Below are 16,185 nucleotides of genomic sequence, written 5' to 3'. Positions count from 1 at the left end.
GCTCACCGCCGCCCCCGCTCCCGTGCCCCCACCCCACACCGGTGGTCTCCTCGCGATCATCGACGGCACCGCCGGTCTGCTGACCGTCGCCGCCCTGGGCATCGCCCTGCTGCTCTTCCTGATCATCAAGGCCCGGCTGCAGCCCTTCGTGGCGCTGCTGGGCGTGTCCATCGCGGTCGGTCTGGCCGCCGGTCTGTCGGTCACCGAACTCTTCGGCACGGTCCAGAAGTCCGACGCCGTCTCGCTCATCGAGTCCGGTATGGGCGGCATCCTCGGCCACATAGCGATCATCATCGGCCTGGGCACCATGCTCGGCGCGATCCTCGAAGTCTCCGGCGGCGCCGAGGCGTTGAGCGCCCGGCTGCTCGGCCTGTTCGGTGAGAAGCGCGCGCCGCTCGCGATGGGCCTGACCGGCCTGATCTTCGGCATACCCGTCTTCTTCGACGTCGGCATCTTCGTCCTCGCGCCGATCGTCTACGCGGCGGCCAAGCGCAGCGGCAAGTCGATCGTGCTGTACGCGATGCCGATGCTGGCCGGCCTGTCCATGACTCACGCCTTTCTGCCCCCGCACCCCGGCCCGGTGGCCGCGGCCGGGCTGCTCCACGTCGACCTGGGCTGGGTCATCCTGATGGGCATCCTCGTCGGCGTCCCGTCCGTGCTCGCCGCCTGGGCGTACGCCGCGTGGATCGGCAACCGCCTCTTCGTCCCCGTACCGCAGGACATGCTGGAGGCGGCCGAGGAGGCCAGGGAGGCCGTCGCCGCCGAGCAGCGCGCCGCGGGCGCCACGCCCGCGGAGCGGCCGGTGCCGGTCTCCACCGTCCTCGCGATCATCGGCACCCCGCTGGTCCTCATCCTCTGCGCGACCTTCTCCTCCATCGCGCTGGACCCCAGCACCGGCCGCTCGGTGATCGAGTTCTTCGGCCACCCCTTCGTGGCGCTGACCATCGCCCTGCTGCTCGCCTACTACCTGCTGGGCATCCGGCGCGGCTGGTCCCGTAAGTCCCTGGAGACCGTCTCCACCGCCTCCCTCAAGCCGATCGGCAACATCCTGCTGGTCGTCGGCGCGGGCGGGGTCTTCGGCGCGGTGCTCAAGGGCAGCGGCGTGGCCCAGGCACTGGCCGACGCGTTCGACAGCGCGGGGTTGCCGGTCATCCTGCTGGCCTGGCTGATCTCGGTGGTGCTGCGCGTCGCGCAGGGTTCGGCGACGGTCGCGATCGTCACCACGGCGGGCATCGTCTCCCCGATGCTGACCGAGGGCCACTACTCGCAGGCACACCTGGCGCTGGTCATCATGGCCATCTCGGCGGGCTCGATCTTCGCCTCGCACGTCAACGACGGCGGGTTCTGGATGGTCGCGAAGTACTTCGGCATCTCCGAGCGGGACACGCTCAAGTCGTGGACCGTGCTGGAGTCGGTGCTGTCGGTGGCGGGCTTCGTGGTCGCGGGGCTGCTGAGCCTCGTCATCTAGGGCAACGCCGTTTCGGGGGGATGCCCTCGGTGGGGGATGCCCTCGGGCGGCTGGAGGCGTGGACCGCTCACTTGCGCTCCCTTGCCTCAGCGCCCCTCTCTGCCACAGCAGAGAGGGGCGCTCCGGGGCCGGGAGATCAGCTGTCTATGGTGCGGCGGCAGTCCAGCTCTGATCGTCACCTTCATCGCATTCGCTCGTCTGCAGTTGATAGCCGTTCTCCAAAGGGGAGTTGACGTCTTCCAGACAGAGACGAGTCTTCATGTTGTACAGAGTGGCATTGTCGCCGGAGATATCCCACCGCTGATAATCGCCGTCATTGCATCCATACGTGTACACCTGGCCGGATTCGTTACTGTCCAAGCAGAGGTCAGTCGCCACGTCACGCAGTTCGAACTCTTCCGGGGAGATATTCCACTTCCCGTCCTCGCTCCCATTGCTGGAGCAGTCGCCCAAGCGTGGGCCGCCGGAGCCGCTACCGCTCAAGCAGCGATCAGACGCCACATTGCGCAGAACGGAACTGTCGCCGGAGATGTTCCACTTCTGGCGATCGCTGCTATCGCATTCGATCGTGCGCAACTTGCCGTCGCCGTCGCCGTCCAGGCAGCGAGCGGTCGCCGCATTGCGCAGTACAGACTTGTTGGATATGTTCCACTTCTGCTGATCGGTGCGATCGCATGTGGACATGCTGAACTCGCCGGCATCGTCACTGCCCAAGCACATGTCACTTGCCGCATCACGCAGACTGAACGCCTTCCCGGACGCAGTCCATTTCTGGTAACCGCCACCATTGCAATCGAATGCGTAAGCTTCTTCGTCGCCGTTACTGTCCAGGCAATGTCCGGTCGCCGCGTTAGTGAATATTTTTACGGTCGAGTCTAATGCTTTTGGGGGTGGCGCGGCATTCGCTGGGGGGTTCGCGGGGGAGGTCTTTTCCTGTGAGGTCTCCCGCGACGGGGATTTCTGCGATGTGCTGCTCTGCGAGCCGTGCGACGGGGAGGCGCCGTCGTCCTTGTCGTCGCCTCGGTTCGGGAGCCAGATGAGGGCGGCGGCGACGGCGATCGCGACGACGGCGAGCGCTGCAAGGCCTGTTATCAGTCGGCGCCTCCTGGGATTCCCCGGCCGCGCCCCGGATTGCGGGTCGTAGACGGTTCTCGGGGGTATGGGCGGCGGGGCGAGCGACTGGGTCGGCGGCTGAAGTGGCGCGGGTAACGTGGGTGGTGAGGGCTCGGGAAGGTAAGCCGGGGGCAGCCATCCGGCGGTCGGAAGCACCTCGGTGAGGCCGAGCCTGGCTCCGGCGTCCCGGCAGAGGGCCACCACCTCGGCGGGCGTGGGCCGGGCAGCGGGGTCCTTCTCCAGGCAGCGGCTGATGACGGGCCGTATTTCCGCCGGGCAGGCGGCGAGATCGGGCACTTCGCGATCGATGCGATAGAGCACGGCCGGGCCCGGCCCGTCCCCGAAAGGGTGGACGCCGGTCGCGGCGACATACGCGGTCAGGCCGAGCGCGAAGACATCGATGGCCGGGGTCACCGCGGTACCCCTGAGCTGTTCCGGAGCCATGTACAGGGGGGTGCCGATGCGCATGTCGGTGCCGGTCAGCGGGGTGGCCTCGGCGGCCCGCGCGATCCCGAAGTCGATGACGGCGGGGCCGTCCGGCGCCAGGATGACATTGCCCGGCTTGAGATCCCGGTGGGTGACCTGCACCGCGTGGATGGCCTCCAGCGCGTGGGCCACGCCCGCGATCAGCCGCAGGGCCGTGTCTGCCGGCAGCGGTCCGTGCGTGGTCACCGCCGTCGCGAGCGAGGGGCCCGGGGCGTACTCGGTGGCCAGCCAGGGCATGGACCCTTCGGTGTTGCTGTCCACGACCGGCAGGATGTAGCGGCCCCGCACCTGTCGGCTGGCGCGCACCTCCTGCTCGAACCGCTGCCGGAACTTCGGGTCCTCGGCGAACTCGTCATGCACCACCTTCAGCGCGATCGGCTGCCCGCCCCGTGTGGCGGTGAGGTACACCGTCCCCATACCGCCGGCCCCCAGCCGCCCTTGGAGCGCGTAACCCGCAATGTCACGCGGATCTCCCGGTTTCAGCGGCCGAATTCCCGCCACGCGATCCCTCCCTCTCCACACCTCTGGCATACGCGTGACGACGCACGGCCAGTCAACTACCGTAGACCCGCGTAAAATACCTCGGTGATCCGGCCGTCGGCACAGCACCAGGTCGGTGTGGGTATGGAAGCCGACGGCGGCCTTGATTTGTTGCCTGCCGCCGCGATGTGACAGGCGGTCAGCAGCGGCCCTCGCGGATCAGTCACGCGCGCGGGAGCGGGCCTGGTGGAGCCGCACCTTGGTGCGGTTCCCGCAGCGGGTCATCGAGCACCAGCGGCGGTTGTGCGCGGGCGAGCGGTCCACGAAGCGCAGGGCGCAGCGCTCGGAGCCGCAGATACGGACTCGTCGTAGCTCCGGGGAGAGCAGTAGCTCGATCGCGTCCTGAGCCACGAGGCCGAGCCCCCCGGCCGTGTCCTCGGCGGCATGCGGCGAGCTGCTCGACCCCAACTGGCCGTCAGTGACGGTCAGTTGCAGTACGGGCCGGGGCGCCGCGGCCGACGCCTCATTGATCACGGCGATGTCGGCCGGCGTCGGCAGCCCGCCGCCGACCGCGCACAGCACCGCGCGGTCGATCGCCTCACGCAGCGCCACCGCGGAGCGCAGCGCGGACTCGGGTACTTCGCAGGCCCGGACGGCGAGCAGGTCGACGCCCCGCAGCCAGCGCACCAGGTCGTCCGGCTCGCGAAGCGTCTCCCGGGGCAGCGCCAGCCACCGGTCGCGGAGGGTGTTGACGAAGTCCAGGCACATGCGTCCGCCGTACCGGAGCCATTCGTCATCCGTCGTCATGGCTCTATTGTCCACTGCTTGTCGCAGTACTAACCTCCTATGGGGGTTAGTAAGCGCGAAGCGGAAGGGTACGGCCATGAGCACAGAGACGGTGGAGCCGGTGACCACAGGCGTCGCCCAGGTCAACGGGATCCGGCTGCACTACACGCGCGCGGGCTCGGGGCCGCTGCTCGTACTGCTCCACGGGTGGCCGCAGACCCGGCTGTGCTGGCGACCGGTGCTCGGCGAACTCGCCGCCGGCCACACCGTCGTAGCCCCCGACCTGCGCGGATACGGCCTCAGCGACAAGCCCACCACCGGCTACGACAAGCGGCAGATGGCCTCGGACATCGCCGAACTGGTCCAACAGCTCGGGTTCGAACGGGCGGCGGTCGTCGGTCACGACCGCGGCGCCCGGGTCGCGCACCGCTGGGCCCTGGACCACCCCGACCAGGTCGAACGGCTCGCCGTGCTCGACGTGATCCCCACCCGGGAGATGTTCCGCCGCCTGGACGCCTCCGTGGCCGCCGGCTACTGGCACTGGCTGTTCCACATGCAGCCCGATCTGCCCGAGCTGCTGGTCGGGAACAACGTCCGCGCCTACCTGGAGTACTTCTTCGAGCGCTGGACCTACAACCGCCACGGACTGCACCCCGACGCCGTCGACGCCTACGTCCGCGCCTTCTCCCGCCCCGGCGCGCTCCGCGCCGGTTTCGACGACTACCGCGCCCAGGAACGCGACCTCGCCCTCGACGACGAGGACGCCACCGCGGGCCGCCGCCTGACCATGCCCGTCCTCGCCCTGTGGGGTTCGGCCGGCCTGCCTGCCCGGCTGCCCACCCTGGATATCTGGCGCCAGTACGCCGACGACGTCACCGGTGCCCAGATCCCCGACTGCGGCCACTTCATCCCCGAGGAACGCCCCGACGCTCTCCTGGCCCATCTGCGGACGTTCCTCGGCTGATCAGAACCATGTCGACCTAGATCACTGTTTGTGCTGAACGGCTTGACAGGCGGTATGTCGCGGCAGTCACAGCCGGCGTGGCAGCCACAGGTGTCCGGCTCGGCACCGACGGACGGGACCGCCGAGGCCGCTGGGGCCGTACAGCAGCCCTTGCCCTGCCAGGCGTCCTGGCCTTCCTTCACGGCGACGGCGGCGATGACCAGGGTGGCGATCGGGTCGGCCCAGGACCAGCCGAGGGTGGTGTTGAGCACCAGGCCAGGGCGCGGCAGTTGTGCGTCACGTGTCATACAGGAGTATGCTCACCTGTATGAGCACCCGTATGCGGACCACAGTCACCTTGCCGGCCGACCTCCTCGCCCATGTGCGTGCCGTCGCACCGGGCGGCAACCTCTCGGCCTACATCGAGCACGCGCTGCGTGCCCAGCAGCTGCGCGACGCGGCGCCGGCCGTGCGGGCCTGGCGCGAGCAGGCTGCGAACGACACCGAGGAGTTCGCCGACATCTTCGGCGAGGACGTCGCGTGACGCCTCTGGCCCGCGGCCAGGTCTGGCGCGTCCAGTTGGCTACCAAGACCCGAGCCGTGGTCATCGTCGAGTCGGACGCCGCCCTGGAGGCTCTGCCCGGCACCGCCGTGTGCATGATGATCGACGAGACTGAGGGCGCCCCGGACACCGTCGTCACCATTCCCCTGGCCCACCCGGTGCGCGGCGCCGCCGTCGCCGTCGACCTCACCGCGCTGACGGACAAGCGCCTGAGGGTCGGCGAGTTCCTCGGTACCGTCGACGCGGAGACGATGGACCGGATCTCCGCCGCCCTGCGCGTCACCTTGGACCTCACCTGAAGACAGGCCGCCGCCCTCCTGGCCCATCTGCGGATGTTCCTCGGCTGATCAGGAGGTGGTGGGGGACTCCCCGCGCTTGACGGCCGAGACGAATGTCGACCACGCGGACGGCTCGAAAACGAGCGCCGGGCCGTGCGGGTCCTTGCTGTCGCGGACGGGTATGTCGGCGTGACCACGGGCTACTTCGAGGCAGTCGCCGTTGCTGGGCCCGCTGTAGCCGGACTTGAACCAGCCGGTGAGGGTGGAGGCGTCGGTGAGGTGGCGATCAGTGCCGACCATTGTCTCGATGAGGGCGTGCGCCCTCGTATCGAACGGCAGCACGTGCAGCCGCAATCGCCCGTCCTCGGCCATGTCCGAGACCTTGCACAGCTGTTCTGCCAAGACCAGCGCCCCACCAACCCGGCGCCGGAGTACTGCCTCATCCAACAGGGTCTAGTAGGGCACCGTGTCGCACCAGGTCTCCGCCCAGGCGGAGGCGCCGTGTGTGTTGGCCGCGCGTACCGTGACGCAGATCTTGTCGCCGGAGAACGGGCCCTTGATCGTGTAGCTGGTGCCCCCGGTGGAGTAGACCGTGTTGACGTTCTTCTCCGTGTAGTTGCTGCCCTTGTTGGTGTAGTGGATGTCGTACCTGGTCGCTCGGGAGATTGCCGACCAGCTCACCTTGAGTGGCATGTCGCACGCGCCGACACAGGAGTTGGTGTAATCAAGCCGGTAGCTCTTCATAGCGGGCGGCGGCGAGCCGGATGACGTGCCGCTGGAGCCGGATGAACCTCCACCGCCAGCCGATGAGTTTTTGCCGTCCGAGCCTGGAGAAGAGCCGGACCCCCCGTTGTCGGAACCGCTGTCGCCACTGGATGAACTGCTGTCGCCGTCACCATCCGACGCCCCGGAGCTACGGCTGCTCTTCTGGGCGTTCGGCTGATCCGTCCCTTCCGCCTCGTCCTTCCCTTTCTTACCGTCATCGTCGCTGCCCTTCTTCTTTCCGCCCTTGGAAGGCGAACTGCTGGGCGCGCTCGGTGAGGTGCTGCCACCAGAAGCGGCACTCGCGCTACCGCCTGGTGACTGGGCATGCGTTCCGCCCCCGCCGCCACCCTCAAAGGGCTGAAGCAGGGCGACCGTGCCACCGCCGACGGTGATGACGAGGACGACGGGCAGCGCGATAAGCGTGCGGCGCCGACGAGGCTCCCGCTCCCGCTTCGCGGCTCCGGCGCCCGAGACGGCTGGGACGACTTCGGGAGGCCCGTCCTCCTTCGGCCGCAGCCCGACGGTCGCCAGGTCCGTGGACTCCTCCCGCAGCGGCGCCGCCTCGGCGTCGAGCAGCCGTGCGGACTGCCGCGCGAGGTGTGCGACGACACCGGCAGGCAGCCAGGCACCGCGCGTGGCGGGGGGACGCATCCGCTCGGGGTCCTCCAACAAGGCGTCTACCTCTGGTCGTTGAGTGACGTCCTTCGCCAGACAGCGGGCGATGAGCGCCCGCAGCGAGGCGTCCTCGACCCCCGTCAGATCGGGCTCGCCCTCCACGATCTCGAACATCACCGCGTGCTGATTAGCCGCCTTCTTCCCGAACGGCAGTTGCGCGGTCGCCGCATACGTCAGCACGCACCCGAGGGTGAACACGTCGCTCTTGACCCCCGCGCGCTGCCCGCGCACCTGCTCCGGCGACATGAACCCGGGAGACCCGACGACCATCCCCGTGCTGGTCAACAAGGTCTCGACGGACGTCTCCAGCGCCCGCGCGATCCCGAAGTCGATGACCTTCGTACCGTCCATGGTGAGCATGACGTTGGACGGCTTCAGATCGCGGTGCACGATCCCGGCGCCGTGAATGTCCTTGAGCGCCTTCAGCAGCCCGTCGGCGAGAGCGTGCAGGGACGCGGCTGGCAACGGGCCGTGCCGTCGCACGACTTGCTCAAGCGAGAGCCCGGGAACGTACCCCGTGGCGACCCACGGCGGTTCGTCGTCCGGCCCCGCGTCGAGCACCGGCGCCGTGTACTGCTCCCCGACCCTCCGCGCCGCCTCGATCTCCCGCCGGAACCGCGCCCTGAACTGCTCGTCGGACACATGCTCTTCGTGTACCACCTTCACGGCCACGGTCCGGCCGCTGTCCGACCGCGCGAGGAACACACGCCCCATGCCGCCGGCGCCAAGCCGCCCAAGCAACAGATGCGGGCCTATGCGCGCCGGGTCGTTCGCCGCGAGCGGCTTGATAGCCGCATCGACATCGTCGTCCCGCTCGTCGGATCCGTCCCTGTTCGTACCGCTCATGATGGTTCGGCTCCCCCCGCCATCTTCACCTGGTCAACGGCGCAACCCGGATGAGGATAGACGTTGTGGGGCAGGTCAGGTGGTCGGGAACTCCCCGCGCTTGATGGCGGAGACGAACGCGGACCACGCGGGCGGCTCGAACACGAGGGCCGGGCCGTGGGGGTCCTTGCTGTCGCGGACGGGTATGTCGGCGTGGCCACGCGCTATTTCGAGGCAGTCGCCGTTGCTCCCTCCGCTGTAGCTGGACTTGAACCACCCTGTGAGTGCGGAGGCGTTGAGGGTGGTGTGCCTACTGCTGACCATGTTCGTATTCCTCTGCTATCGCCCTGATCAGGGCCAGGGACTCCCGGCGCGTCGCCGCCTCGCTCAGAGCAAGAGCGTAGGCCGACTGGCTTGCGCGTACCAGGGACGGGTCGTCCAACAGGTGCCCGACTCGAAACCCTTCGATGTAGGCGATTGGCGCGGCGTCCTCGAAGGTCATGAGGGTCATCATGCTCTCCATGAGTGCGTGCGCCCCTGCTGCGAAGGGCAGCACGTGCAACCGTAGTCGGCGCGCCTCGACCAAGTCGGCGATCCTGCGCAGTTGCTCTGCCATCACCTGCGGGCCGCCAACCGGGCGCCGTAGCGCCGCTTCGTCCAGCAGTGTCCACACCACGGGCTTCAACGGATCGTCGAGGATCCGGGCACGGGCCATGCGGTTTACAACGCGCTCGTCAAGGTCAGCTCGATGAATGGGGCTGTACGCCTCAAAGACTGCGCGAGCGTATGCCTCCGTCTGCAGCAGACCCGGGATGAGGGAGATGCTGTACTGCTGGATCTCCGTGGCGTGCGGCTCCAACTCGGCCACGACCGCGAAGTAGTCGGCGAACTTCGACTCCAGGTCCTCCAGCCACCGCGCGAAGAACCCATCCGTCCCCAGTGCCTGATCGATCCGCACCGCGTCGTCCGGCCTCGGCAACCGGCGCCCCGCCTCCCAGTGGCTGATCAGCGTGGGGGAGCACACCACGATCTCGCTCAGCGCCTCCTGTGTCATGCCGGCCGCTATGCGGCGGAGTCGCAGCTCCTCCCCGTACTTCTCCCTGGGTGTGCGTGGCCTTCGATCCATCTTCATGGGCTGTGACTCCCCGAGTTGAAAGGTGCGTGGTCAGGCTCGCCCTGCTAGCAGCGTAGCCAGAACAGCCACCACTCTGTGAGGAAAGCGCCACACAGCGTGAACGAACCTCAATGGAGCTGATGAACGTGAGTACCGGGCTGCGCCTGCTGCCGTGGTCGGACCCCGACGGCAAGCCGTGTTACCTGGCGTCGGACGACGGGGACAGCCCGCTGAGCCGACGCGCGGATGCGATCGAGGCCGTGCAGGTGTCGATGGGTGCGAAACTCCTCCATCACGCCCGGGCGCTGCTGGACGCCCCCAAGGCAGACGCGCGAGAACTCCGCTTCCTCGCGGAACGGCTGTGTGAGGCGCTGCGCGACGTGTTGCGGATCGCTGAGAGCAGGGGCGCCCGCCTGCCCTCGTACGACGAAGCCGACGGCCCGGACGAGGGTCCGGCACCTCGAAGTGCGGAGGGTCGCCATGAGTGACTGGCAGACTCTCTGTATACGGAGCGTGGCACTTCCGCCACCACAGGTGAAGGGACAACGCATGGCGACGCTTGCACCAGAGGCTCCGTGGGCGATGCGGCTGGTCACCGACCGGTTTCCAGTCGACCCGCCGTCGTGCGCGTCGATCCCGCCGACATCGGGCCTGCCCTGGCTTTCGGGTTCCTCATTGGTGCGGACAGCTCGGCGTGGGGCGGGCGGCTGTGTACGGCAAGCCGGGAGGTGGAGTTGGGGGATGTGGCGGCGGTGTACTACCGCCGCCCCACACCGTACGCAGCCCGATTCGAGCACCTGCCCCAGCAGCAGCGCGAGTTCGCCGCCGCCGAGGCAAGACACGGGTTCGGCGGTGTCCTCAACCACCTGCACGGCGCTCTGTACGTCAACCATCCCTCCGCGGTGACCCGCGCGGACTTCAAGCCCGCCCAGCTCCAGCGGTTCGCCGAGCTCGGCCTGGCGATCCCGCCGACCCTGGTCACCAACGATGTCGAGGCGGCGCGGAGGTTCGCCGCCGTCCACGAGCGCGTCATCTACAAGACGTTCCGCGGCCTGCCCCGCGGCGAGGACGGACACACTGGCGCGATTTGGGCCCAGCGTGTCGATGCGGAGTCCTTCGACGACACGCTCGCGGTGACCGCGCACCTGTTCCAGGCCGAGGTCCCCAAGACCGGCGACGTGCGAGTGACCGTGGTCGGCCGCAGGCTGTTCGCCCACCGGGTCGCCGCACCGGACCGCGCGCTGGACTGGCGCCGCGGCGACTGGGACGAGCTGATCCACGCCCCGATCGCCGTCCCGGCCCCGGTCGAGGCCGTCCTCCACAGCTACCTGGAGTCGTTCGGCTTGGTCTTCGGCTGCTTCGACTTTGCGCTGACCGGTGACGGGGACAACCCGGAGCACTGGATCGCGATCGAGTGCAACCCGAACGGCCAGTGGGGCTGGCTTCCGAACGCGCCGGCCATCACCGAGGCGTTCGCCGACATCTTGAGTACGGAAGGAGGCAGCAGGTCATGACGGAGCCCGCCGGCCTGGAGACGGACGCCGTACGGCTACGGGAGACGATGGTGAAGGCCCTTGCCGAGGGCGGCTTCCTTGTGGATCGGGCCTGGCGGCAGGCGGTGGAGACGGTGCCACGGCACCGGTTCGTGCCGGGCTTCTACCTGCCCGCCGACGAACGCGATGGGCAGGGGCTGACGGTGTGGGAGCCGGTCACCGCCGAGCTTGACCAAGGCCGCTGGCTGGCCGCCGCGTACTCCGACACCACGCTCATCACACAGTTCGACGGCGACGAACCCGACTGGAAGCAGCCCGCCGTACGTCATGGCGGCGCCCCGACCTCGTCGTCCACGCTGCCGTCCCTCGTCGTTCGGATGTGGGCGGACGCGGAGGTCACCGAGGGGCAGACGGTGCTGGAGATCGGCACCGGCACCGGCTACTCGACCGCGCTCGCCTGCGAACGCCTCGGCTCCGCAGACGTTACGAGCATCGAGGTGGACCCGCACCGGCTCGAGACGGCGGCGAGCACGCTGTACGGGTGCGGCTACACCCCCACCCTGGCCGTATCGGACGGGTTGTACGGGTACTGGCCCGAGGCGAAGTTCGACCGGATCGTGGCCGCCTGCTCCTTCCGGGCCGTGCCTCCGGCACTGCTCGCGCAGGCCCGGCCGGGCGGGAAGGTCCTTGTCACCCTGTCGGGCTGGCTCTACGGGTATGCCCGCGTCCTGCTGACCGTAGCCGAGGACGGCACCGCCGAGGGCCGGCTGCTGCCTGGCACGGTCTCCTTCATGTCGGCCCGTACGCACGCTGCGCCGGCATTCGGCAACCCCGCTCACTGGGCCGCAGGCCTGCCTGAGAAGGCCCGCACCACCCGGCACAGCCCCGAGCGGATCACCGCCGCCACCGAGGAAGCGTTCCACCTGCGGTTCCTCGCCCAAAGCAGCGTGCCCAGCGCACAGATGACGACTGCGGGCGAGGTGGTGCACCTCGTCGATGTCGTCACCGGCTCCGCTGCCATCCTCACGCCCGATGACAGCGCATGGCGCGTGCGCGAGGGCGGCCCGGTGGCGCTCTGGGAACGCATCGAGCGCGTCCTGGACGCCTACGACACGGCTGACCGGCCGGGGCCGGAGACGTTCACGCTGCACGTGTCCGACGGCGGGCAGCGCCTGCGGCACCCGCAGATGCCCGGCCTGATGCTGCCCCGGCCCTGACCACGACCGCCCTCGGGGCCCTTGTGAGGCGCCGTCCCGGCGGGTCTCCCCGCCGGGACGGCGCTCGCGTTGTTCCGTATGGCTCAGGAGCAGTACTGCGCTTCCTTGCCGATGGACCGGTACATGCAGTCTGCGTTCTCCAGGAGTTGGAGGACCGCGTCGCGGTTACGGGAGGTCTCCCGCTCGATCACCTCGTCGGGCGGGTAGAAGCCGCCCGCGCCGCTGGAGGTCGGGTACATCTCGAAGGTGTACGCGAAGACCTTCTGGGCGCCCCACAGATAGTCGTCGATCGCGCCGTCCGTGATGTACAGCTCGCTCGACTGCTCGGGGGTGTAGCCGTTGCTCGCGGCCATCTTCTTGCCGACCGCGGCGAAGGCGTCGTAGTCGTCCCGCGTCATGCCGGTGGTGGTTTCGTCGTACGTCCAGCCGAAGGGCCACAGCACCAGCTCGCTGTAGGTGTGGAAGTCGATGGCGGCCTTGATCTGCTGCTTGCCGCCGACGACGCGGCTGCGCGCGAAGTCCGAGACGACCTTCACCTCGGGGGCCGACTCGGCCTTGGGGCCGCGGTAGGTCTCGGAGCCGGTGGAGCCGGAGGAGCCGCCGCAGCAGCCCCATTTGAAGTCCCAGTTGCGGTTGAGGTCGGTGCCGACGTTGGAGGAGCCGGAGTTGGGCTGGCGGTTCTTGCGCCAGCTGCGGTAGGAGCCGGTGGCGATGTCGTATTCGCCGCCGTCGGGGTTCACGTCCGGGACGATCCAGATCTCGCGGCTGTTGACCAGGCCGGTGACCCGGGAGTCGCTGCCGTAGCCCTGGGTGAACTCGCGCACCAGGTAGAGGGCCATCTCGACGGTGAGGTGTTCGCGGGCGTGCTGGTGGGCGGTGAACAGCACCTCGGGTTCGGACTCGTCCGTGGCCACGTTGTCGCTGATCTTCAGCGCGATGATGTCGCGGCCCTCGTACGACTTGCCGATGACCCGCTTGCTGAGGATGTTCGGGTACTTGGCGACCGCGGCGTTGATCTCGGTGTTGGCCTCGGCGTAGTTGTGGTACTTCGCGTCCGCGGAGGGGAAGTCGAAGGGCTTGGCGGCCCGGCCCTCGGTGCGGGCCTGCGGGGCGGCCAGGGGGGTGAGGTCGTAGCCGCGCGAGCGCAGCTCGGTGGCCTGGGACGCGTCGGCGGTGACCACGACGGAGCGGGCGTCCACCTCGTCGATGGACACGCCGGTGGCCGCGATGGAGGAGCGTTCGGCCGGGGTGGCGGGGCCCGCGATCTCGTACTGCCGCACGCTCTCGTCGGCCGAGGTGGCGGCCGAGGTGTCGGCCGCGGCGGCGGCTGCCCTGGGCGCGGAGCCCGAGCCGTCGGCCTGGGCCGCGACGGGCGCCGCGAGGGCGAGGGTCAGCAAGGCGGTGAGGGCGGTGGCCCTTCTGCCGCGAATGCGAAGTCGCATGAATTCTCCTGGGGGGTGGTCTGAGGCGAGCGACTGCTGCGCCAGTGTTCGGCCATGCGCATGACATGGTCAAGGGCGGGAAATGGTCGAAGCGGAGGGAACATTCGTGCGGCTCCGGATCGAACCGCCGCGACGTGACCGGTCGCGGCGCGGTCCGAAGCCTCGTCATGGGAGGGGAACCACATGCGTAGACCTCTGATCGGCGCGCTGTCCGCGCTGCTGCTCGGCGGTGCGGGCCTCGCGACCGCGGGCGTCACCCCGGCCGCGGCCGCCCCCGACACGGCCGAGGCCAAGGCCAAGGTCAAGGCGGTCGACTTCGCCGGGACCGTGGCGCTGAGCAACTGCTCGGGCTCGGTGGTACGGATGCCGAACTCGGCCGACAGCGACCTCGCGTTCGTGATGTCGAACGGCCACTGCCTGGAGTCCGGTATGCCGTCCGCCGGACAGGTGATCGTCGACAAGGCGTCCACCCGGAGCTTCACCCTGCTCAACAGCTCCGGCAGCGGCGTCGCCACGCTCCGCGCCACCAAGATCGCGTACGCGACCATGACCGACACCGATGTGTCGCTGTACCAACTGAGCTCGACGTACGCCCAGATCCAGCAGTCGTACGGCATCAAAGCGCTGCAGCTGTCGGACAGCCACCCGGTCCAGGGCACTGGCATCAATGTGGTCTCCGGCTACTGGAAGAAGATCTACTCCTGCAATATCGACGGGTTTGTCTACCGTCTTAAAGAGGATGAATGGACCTGGAAGGATTCGGTCCGCTACACCTCTGCCTGTAACACGATCGGGGGAACCTCGGGCTCGCCCGTTGTCGACTCCGCCTCCGGCAAGGTCGTCGCCATCAACAACACGGGCAACGAGGACGGCGGACGGTGCACCCTCAACAACCCGTGCGAGGTCGACGCCAACGGGACCGTGACGGTGCGGCAGGGCATCAACTACGCCCAGGAGACGTACGGCATCACCAAGTGCGTCGCCGCGGGCAACAAGATCAATCTGAGCCTGGCGGGGTGTGAGCTGCCCAAGCCGTAGCCCCCGTATGCGCCCGGCCCCCGGCGCGCCCCGGCCGCGGGATTTCCCGAGGCCGGACCGGGGGTCGGGCGCACCATGAACCCGGGGGATGGCACCAGTGCCCCCGGGAGCGCCCCGCGCGAGGCTGAGGTCTTCATCGGCGATCGCCATCGTTGATCGCCGACAGACAGACGGGGACCTCATGCGCAACTCGCCACGCCGCATCCGGACAGACGTCAGGACCCACACCCGTGCGGCGGCCCTGTGTGCCGCGCTGCTGCTGGCCGGGTCCGCCGCCCCGGCCGTGGCCGCCGCGCCCGGCGGCGCGACGGCGACCCCGGAGAACCCTGGTCCGGCGAGGCTGCCCGACCGGCGAGGGACCCCTCCCGCTCGGGCCTCATCCTGCCGGAGGCCCGGCCCCGCGCTATTCCGGCCGGTTGTCTGCTCGACCCGCAGCGCGAAGAGGTGGCAATCGGGCTCGGGCGGGAGTCTGCCGGGTAGCCGCAGGTAGATGCGCCCGTGTGCCTCCACCCGCCCGGTGCGGAAGCCGAGCTGGCTGCACCCGGGGGCCTCGGGGCAGCAACACCGGGGCCGGCCCGCTTCGTTCGTCCGGCCGGCGTACGGTCGCTGCGACGCGACCGGCCCCATGCCAGACGGGGCCCCGGCCCAAGGCCCCACTCCTGCCCGGGCAACCCGCAGACCGTGCGGGCAGCCACTGGCCCATAACACTCATGCCATATATCATCGAGATTATGGACGGTGAGCGGTACACAATCGAGATCGAGCCCGAGGTGTGCCTCTGGCTGGAGAACATCCCCGCCCACCACTACGTCATCGCCGAGCAGAAGGTCGACCGGCTCGCCGAGAACGCCACCACGCTCGGCGAGCCCTACACCCGCCATCTCGGTGGCAGGCTCCGCGAGCTGCGCTTCCACCTCGACGGCAACGCCCAGCGCATCACCTACTGGGTCGCTCCCGGCCGCCGCATCGTGCTCCTGCCGGTGTTCCGCAAGACCAGGATGCGCGAGACGGCGGAGGTGGAACGAGCCCATGCCGCCCAGGCCGCCTGCGAGGCCCGCCACGTACCGGCCGCCGAACACGCCGTCTACAGCCGCGACATCAAGGAGGAACTGCGATGAACCACGCCGAGTGGAAGACCCGCCGCCACCGCAAGCTCCTGGGTGAGGCAGCCGAGGACAATCCCGAGTACGACCGCCTCTACGAAGAGGCCGAACTGGCTCACGATCTCGGCCAGATGGTCTACGACCGGCGCACCGCCCTCGGCCTGTCCCAGACCGAACTTGCCGAGCGCTGCGGCATGAAGCAACCCCAGATCTCCCGCATCGAAGGCGGCGGCACCGTCCCCACCATCCCCCTTCTGCGACGCCTGGCCCGTGCCCTCGACTCCGACCTGACCATCAACCTCACCCCGCACGGCAACGCCGCCTGAACGGACACCCGGAGACGTCCGGGGCACTGCGGCCGTCGTGCGGTGGCTCGACGAACTGCGGTAGCCCGGCG

General features: G+C 69.1%; 17 protein-coding genes and 2 pseudogenes. 10 read left to right on the top strand and 9 right to left on the bottom strand.

Going from position 1 to position 16,185, the window contains the following annotated elements:
- Nucleotides 1–1,468: GntP family permease (locus CCN51_RS04560; protein ID WP_425444743.1), on the top strand; the 1,468-nt coding region annotated here is incomplete at its 5' end.
- 144 nt (nt 1,469–1,612) lie between these two features.
- Here the strand turns inward: CCN51_RS04560 and CCN51_RS54775 are convergent.
- The gene (locus CCN51_RS54775; protein ID WP_238545376.1) at nt 1,613–3,568 is read right to left on the bottom strand and encodes a protein kinase domain-containing protein; all 1,956 of its coding nucleotides are present in this window, start codon (nt 3,566–3,568) and stop codon (nt 1,613–1,615) included.
- Between the two features lie 198 nt (nt 3,569–3,766).
- The gene (locus CCN51_RS04550) at nt 3,767–4,354 is read right to left on the bottom strand and encodes a CGNR zinc finger domain-containing protein (RefSeq protein WP_014176816.1); all 588 of its coding nucleotides are present in this window, start codon (nt 4,352–4,354) and stop codon (nt 3,767–3,769) included.
- Nucleotides 4,355–4,430: 76 nt separating this feature from the next.
- Here CCN51_RS04550 and CCN51_RS04545 point away from each other — a divergent pair, with 76 nt between their 5' ends.
- Nucleotides 4,431–5,297, top strand: a complete 867-nt coding sequence (locus tag CCN51_RS04545) for an alpha/beta fold hydrolase (protein ID WP_014176815.1) — start codon at nt 4,431–4,433, stop codon at nt 5,295–5,297.
- A gap of 62 nt (nt 5,298–5,359) precedes the next feature.
- Here CCN51_RS04545 and CCN51_RS56960 read toward each other — a convergent pair.
- Nucleotides 5,360–5,554, bottom strand: a pseudogene (locus tag CCN51_RS56960) (cation transporter); the annotation flags it as partial.
- Nucleotides 5,555–5,604: 50 nt separating this feature from the next.
- Here CCN51_RS56960 and CCN51_RS04535 point away from each other — a divergent pair.
- Nucleotides 5,605–5,820: a type II toxin-antitoxin system CcdA family antitoxin gene (locus CCN51_RS04535; RefSeq protein WP_014176814.1), complete on the top strand. Its 216-nt coding sequence runs from the start codon at nt 5,605–5,607 to the stop codon at nt 5,818–5,820.
- Nucleotides 5,817–6,137: a type II toxin-antitoxin system PemK/MazF family toxin gene (locus CCN51_RS04530; protein ID WP_014176813.1), complete on the top strand. Its 321-nt coding sequence runs from the start codon at nt 5,817–5,819 to the stop codon at nt 6,135–6,137. The genes CCN51_RS04535 and CCN51_RS04530 overlap by 4 nt, the downstream gene beginning before the upstream one ends.
- 48 nt (nt 6,138–6,185) lie before the next feature.
- Here the strand turns inward: CCN51_RS04530 and CCN51_RS04525 are convergent, their stop codons facing one another.
- The 5 genes and pseudogenes from CCN51_RS04525 to CCN51_RS04510 form a co-directional block, all read right to left on the bottom strand.
- Nucleotides 6,186–6,416: a DUF397 domain-containing protein gene (locus CCN51_RS04525; protein ID WP_043490330.1), complete on the bottom strand. Its 231-nt coding sequence runs from the start codon at nt 6,414–6,416 to the stop codon at nt 6,186–6,188.
- Nucleotides 6,417–6,425: 9 nt separating this feature from the next.
- Nucleotides 6,426–6,563: pseudogene (locus CCN51_RS59135) on the bottom strand (Scr1 family TA system antitoxin-like transcriptional regulator); the annotation flags it as partial.
- 6 nt (nt 6,564–6,569) lie between these two features.
- Complete coding sequence (locus tag CCN51_RS04520; RefSeq protein WP_014176811.1) at nt 6,570–8,402, bottom strand: protein kinase domain-containing protein; 1,833 nt, start codon at nt 8,400–8,402, stop codon at nt 6,570–6,572.
- Nucleotides 8,403–8,477: 75 nt separating this feature from the next.
- Nucleotides 8,478–8,705 (bottom strand): DUF397 domain-containing protein, encoded by a 228-nt coding sequence (locus CCN51_RS04515; protein WP_014176810.1) that lies wholly within the window; start codon nt 8,703–8,705, stop codon nt 8,478–8,480.
- On the bottom strand, nt 8,692–9,513 hold the full coding sequence (locus tag CCN51_RS04510; RefSeq protein WP_014176809.1) for a helix-turn-helix domain-containing protein: 822 nt from the start codon (nt 9,511–9,513) through the stop codon (nt 8,692–8,694). Before CCN51_RS04510 ends, CCN51_RS04515 begins: the two co-directional genes overlap by 14 nt.
- A gap of 122 nt (nt 9,514–9,635) precedes the next feature.
- On the opposite strand from CCN51_RS04510, the gene CCN51_RS04505 reads away from it, so the two are divergent.
- The 3 genes from CCN51_RS04505 to tgmC all read left to right on the top strand — a co-directional run bounded on the left by CCN51_RS04505 (nt 9,636) and on the right by tgmC (nt 12,205).
- A complete protein-coding gene (locus tag CCN51_RS04505) occupies nt 9,636–9,983 on the top strand; it encodes a hypothetical protein (RefSeq protein ID WP_043490326.1) in 348 nt (115 codons plus the stop codon).
- 135 nt (nt 9,984–10,118) lie between these two features.
- Nucleotides 10,119–11,009, top strand: coding sequence for an MvdC/MvdD family ATP grasp protein (locus CCN51_RS04500; RefSeq protein ID WP_238545375.1), 891 nt, complete (start codon nt 10,119–10,121; stop codon nt 11,007–11,009).
- Nucleotides 11,006–12,205, top strand: coding sequence for an ATP-grasp peptide maturase system methyltransferase (gene tgmC, locus CCN51_RS04495; RefSeq protein ID WP_014176806.1), 1,200 nt, complete (start codon nt 11,006–11,008; stop codon nt 12,203–12,205). Before CCN51_RS04500 ends, tgmC begins: the two co-directional genes overlap by 4 nt.
- Nucleotides 12,206–12,288: 83 nt before the next feature.
- On the opposite strand, the gene CCN51_RS04490 is transcribed toward tgmC, so the two are convergent.
- Nucleotides 12,289–13,647, bottom strand: coding sequence for a M14 family metallopeptidase (locus CCN51_RS04490; RefSeq protein WP_014176805.1), 1,359 nt, complete (start codon nt 13,645–13,647; stop codon nt 12,289–12,291).
- A gap of 183 nt (nt 13,648–13,830) precedes the next feature.
- Here CCN51_RS04490 and CCN51_RS04485 point away from each other — a divergent pair, with 183 nt between their 5' ends.
- The 3 genes from CCN51_RS04485 (at nt 13,831) to CCN51_RS04475 (ending at nt 16,114) form a co-directional block, all read left to right on the top strand.
- Nucleotides 13,831–14,685, top strand: coding sequence for a S1 family peptidase (locus tag CCN51_RS04485; protein WP_014176804.1), 855 nt, complete (start codon nt 13,831–13,833; stop codon nt 14,683–14,685).
- 731 nt (nt 14,686–15,416) lie between these two features.
- Nucleotides 15,417–15,803 (top strand): type II toxin-antitoxin system RelE/ParE family toxin, encoded by a 387-nt coding sequence (locus CCN51_RS04480; protein WP_043486915.1) that lies wholly within the window; start codon nt 15,417–15,419, stop codon nt 15,801–15,803.
- Nucleotides 15,800–16,114, top strand: a complete 315-nt coding sequence (locus tag CCN51_RS04475; RefSeq protein WP_014176802.1) for a helix-turn-helix domain-containing protein — start codon at nt 15,800–15,802, stop codon at nt 16,112–16,114. Before CCN51_RS04480 ends, CCN51_RS04475 begins: the two co-directional genes overlap by 4 nt.
- Nucleotides 16,115–16,185 lie beyond the last annotated feature (71 nt).

Source organism: Streptomyces milbemycinicus (assembly GCF_002154605.1).
Taxonomy (GTDB): domain Bacteria; phylum Actinomycetota; class Actinomycetes; order Streptomycetales; family Streptomycetaceae; genus Streptomyces; species Streptomyces milbemycinicus.
This window is presented reverse-complemented; position numbering and strand designations above follow the sequence as displayed.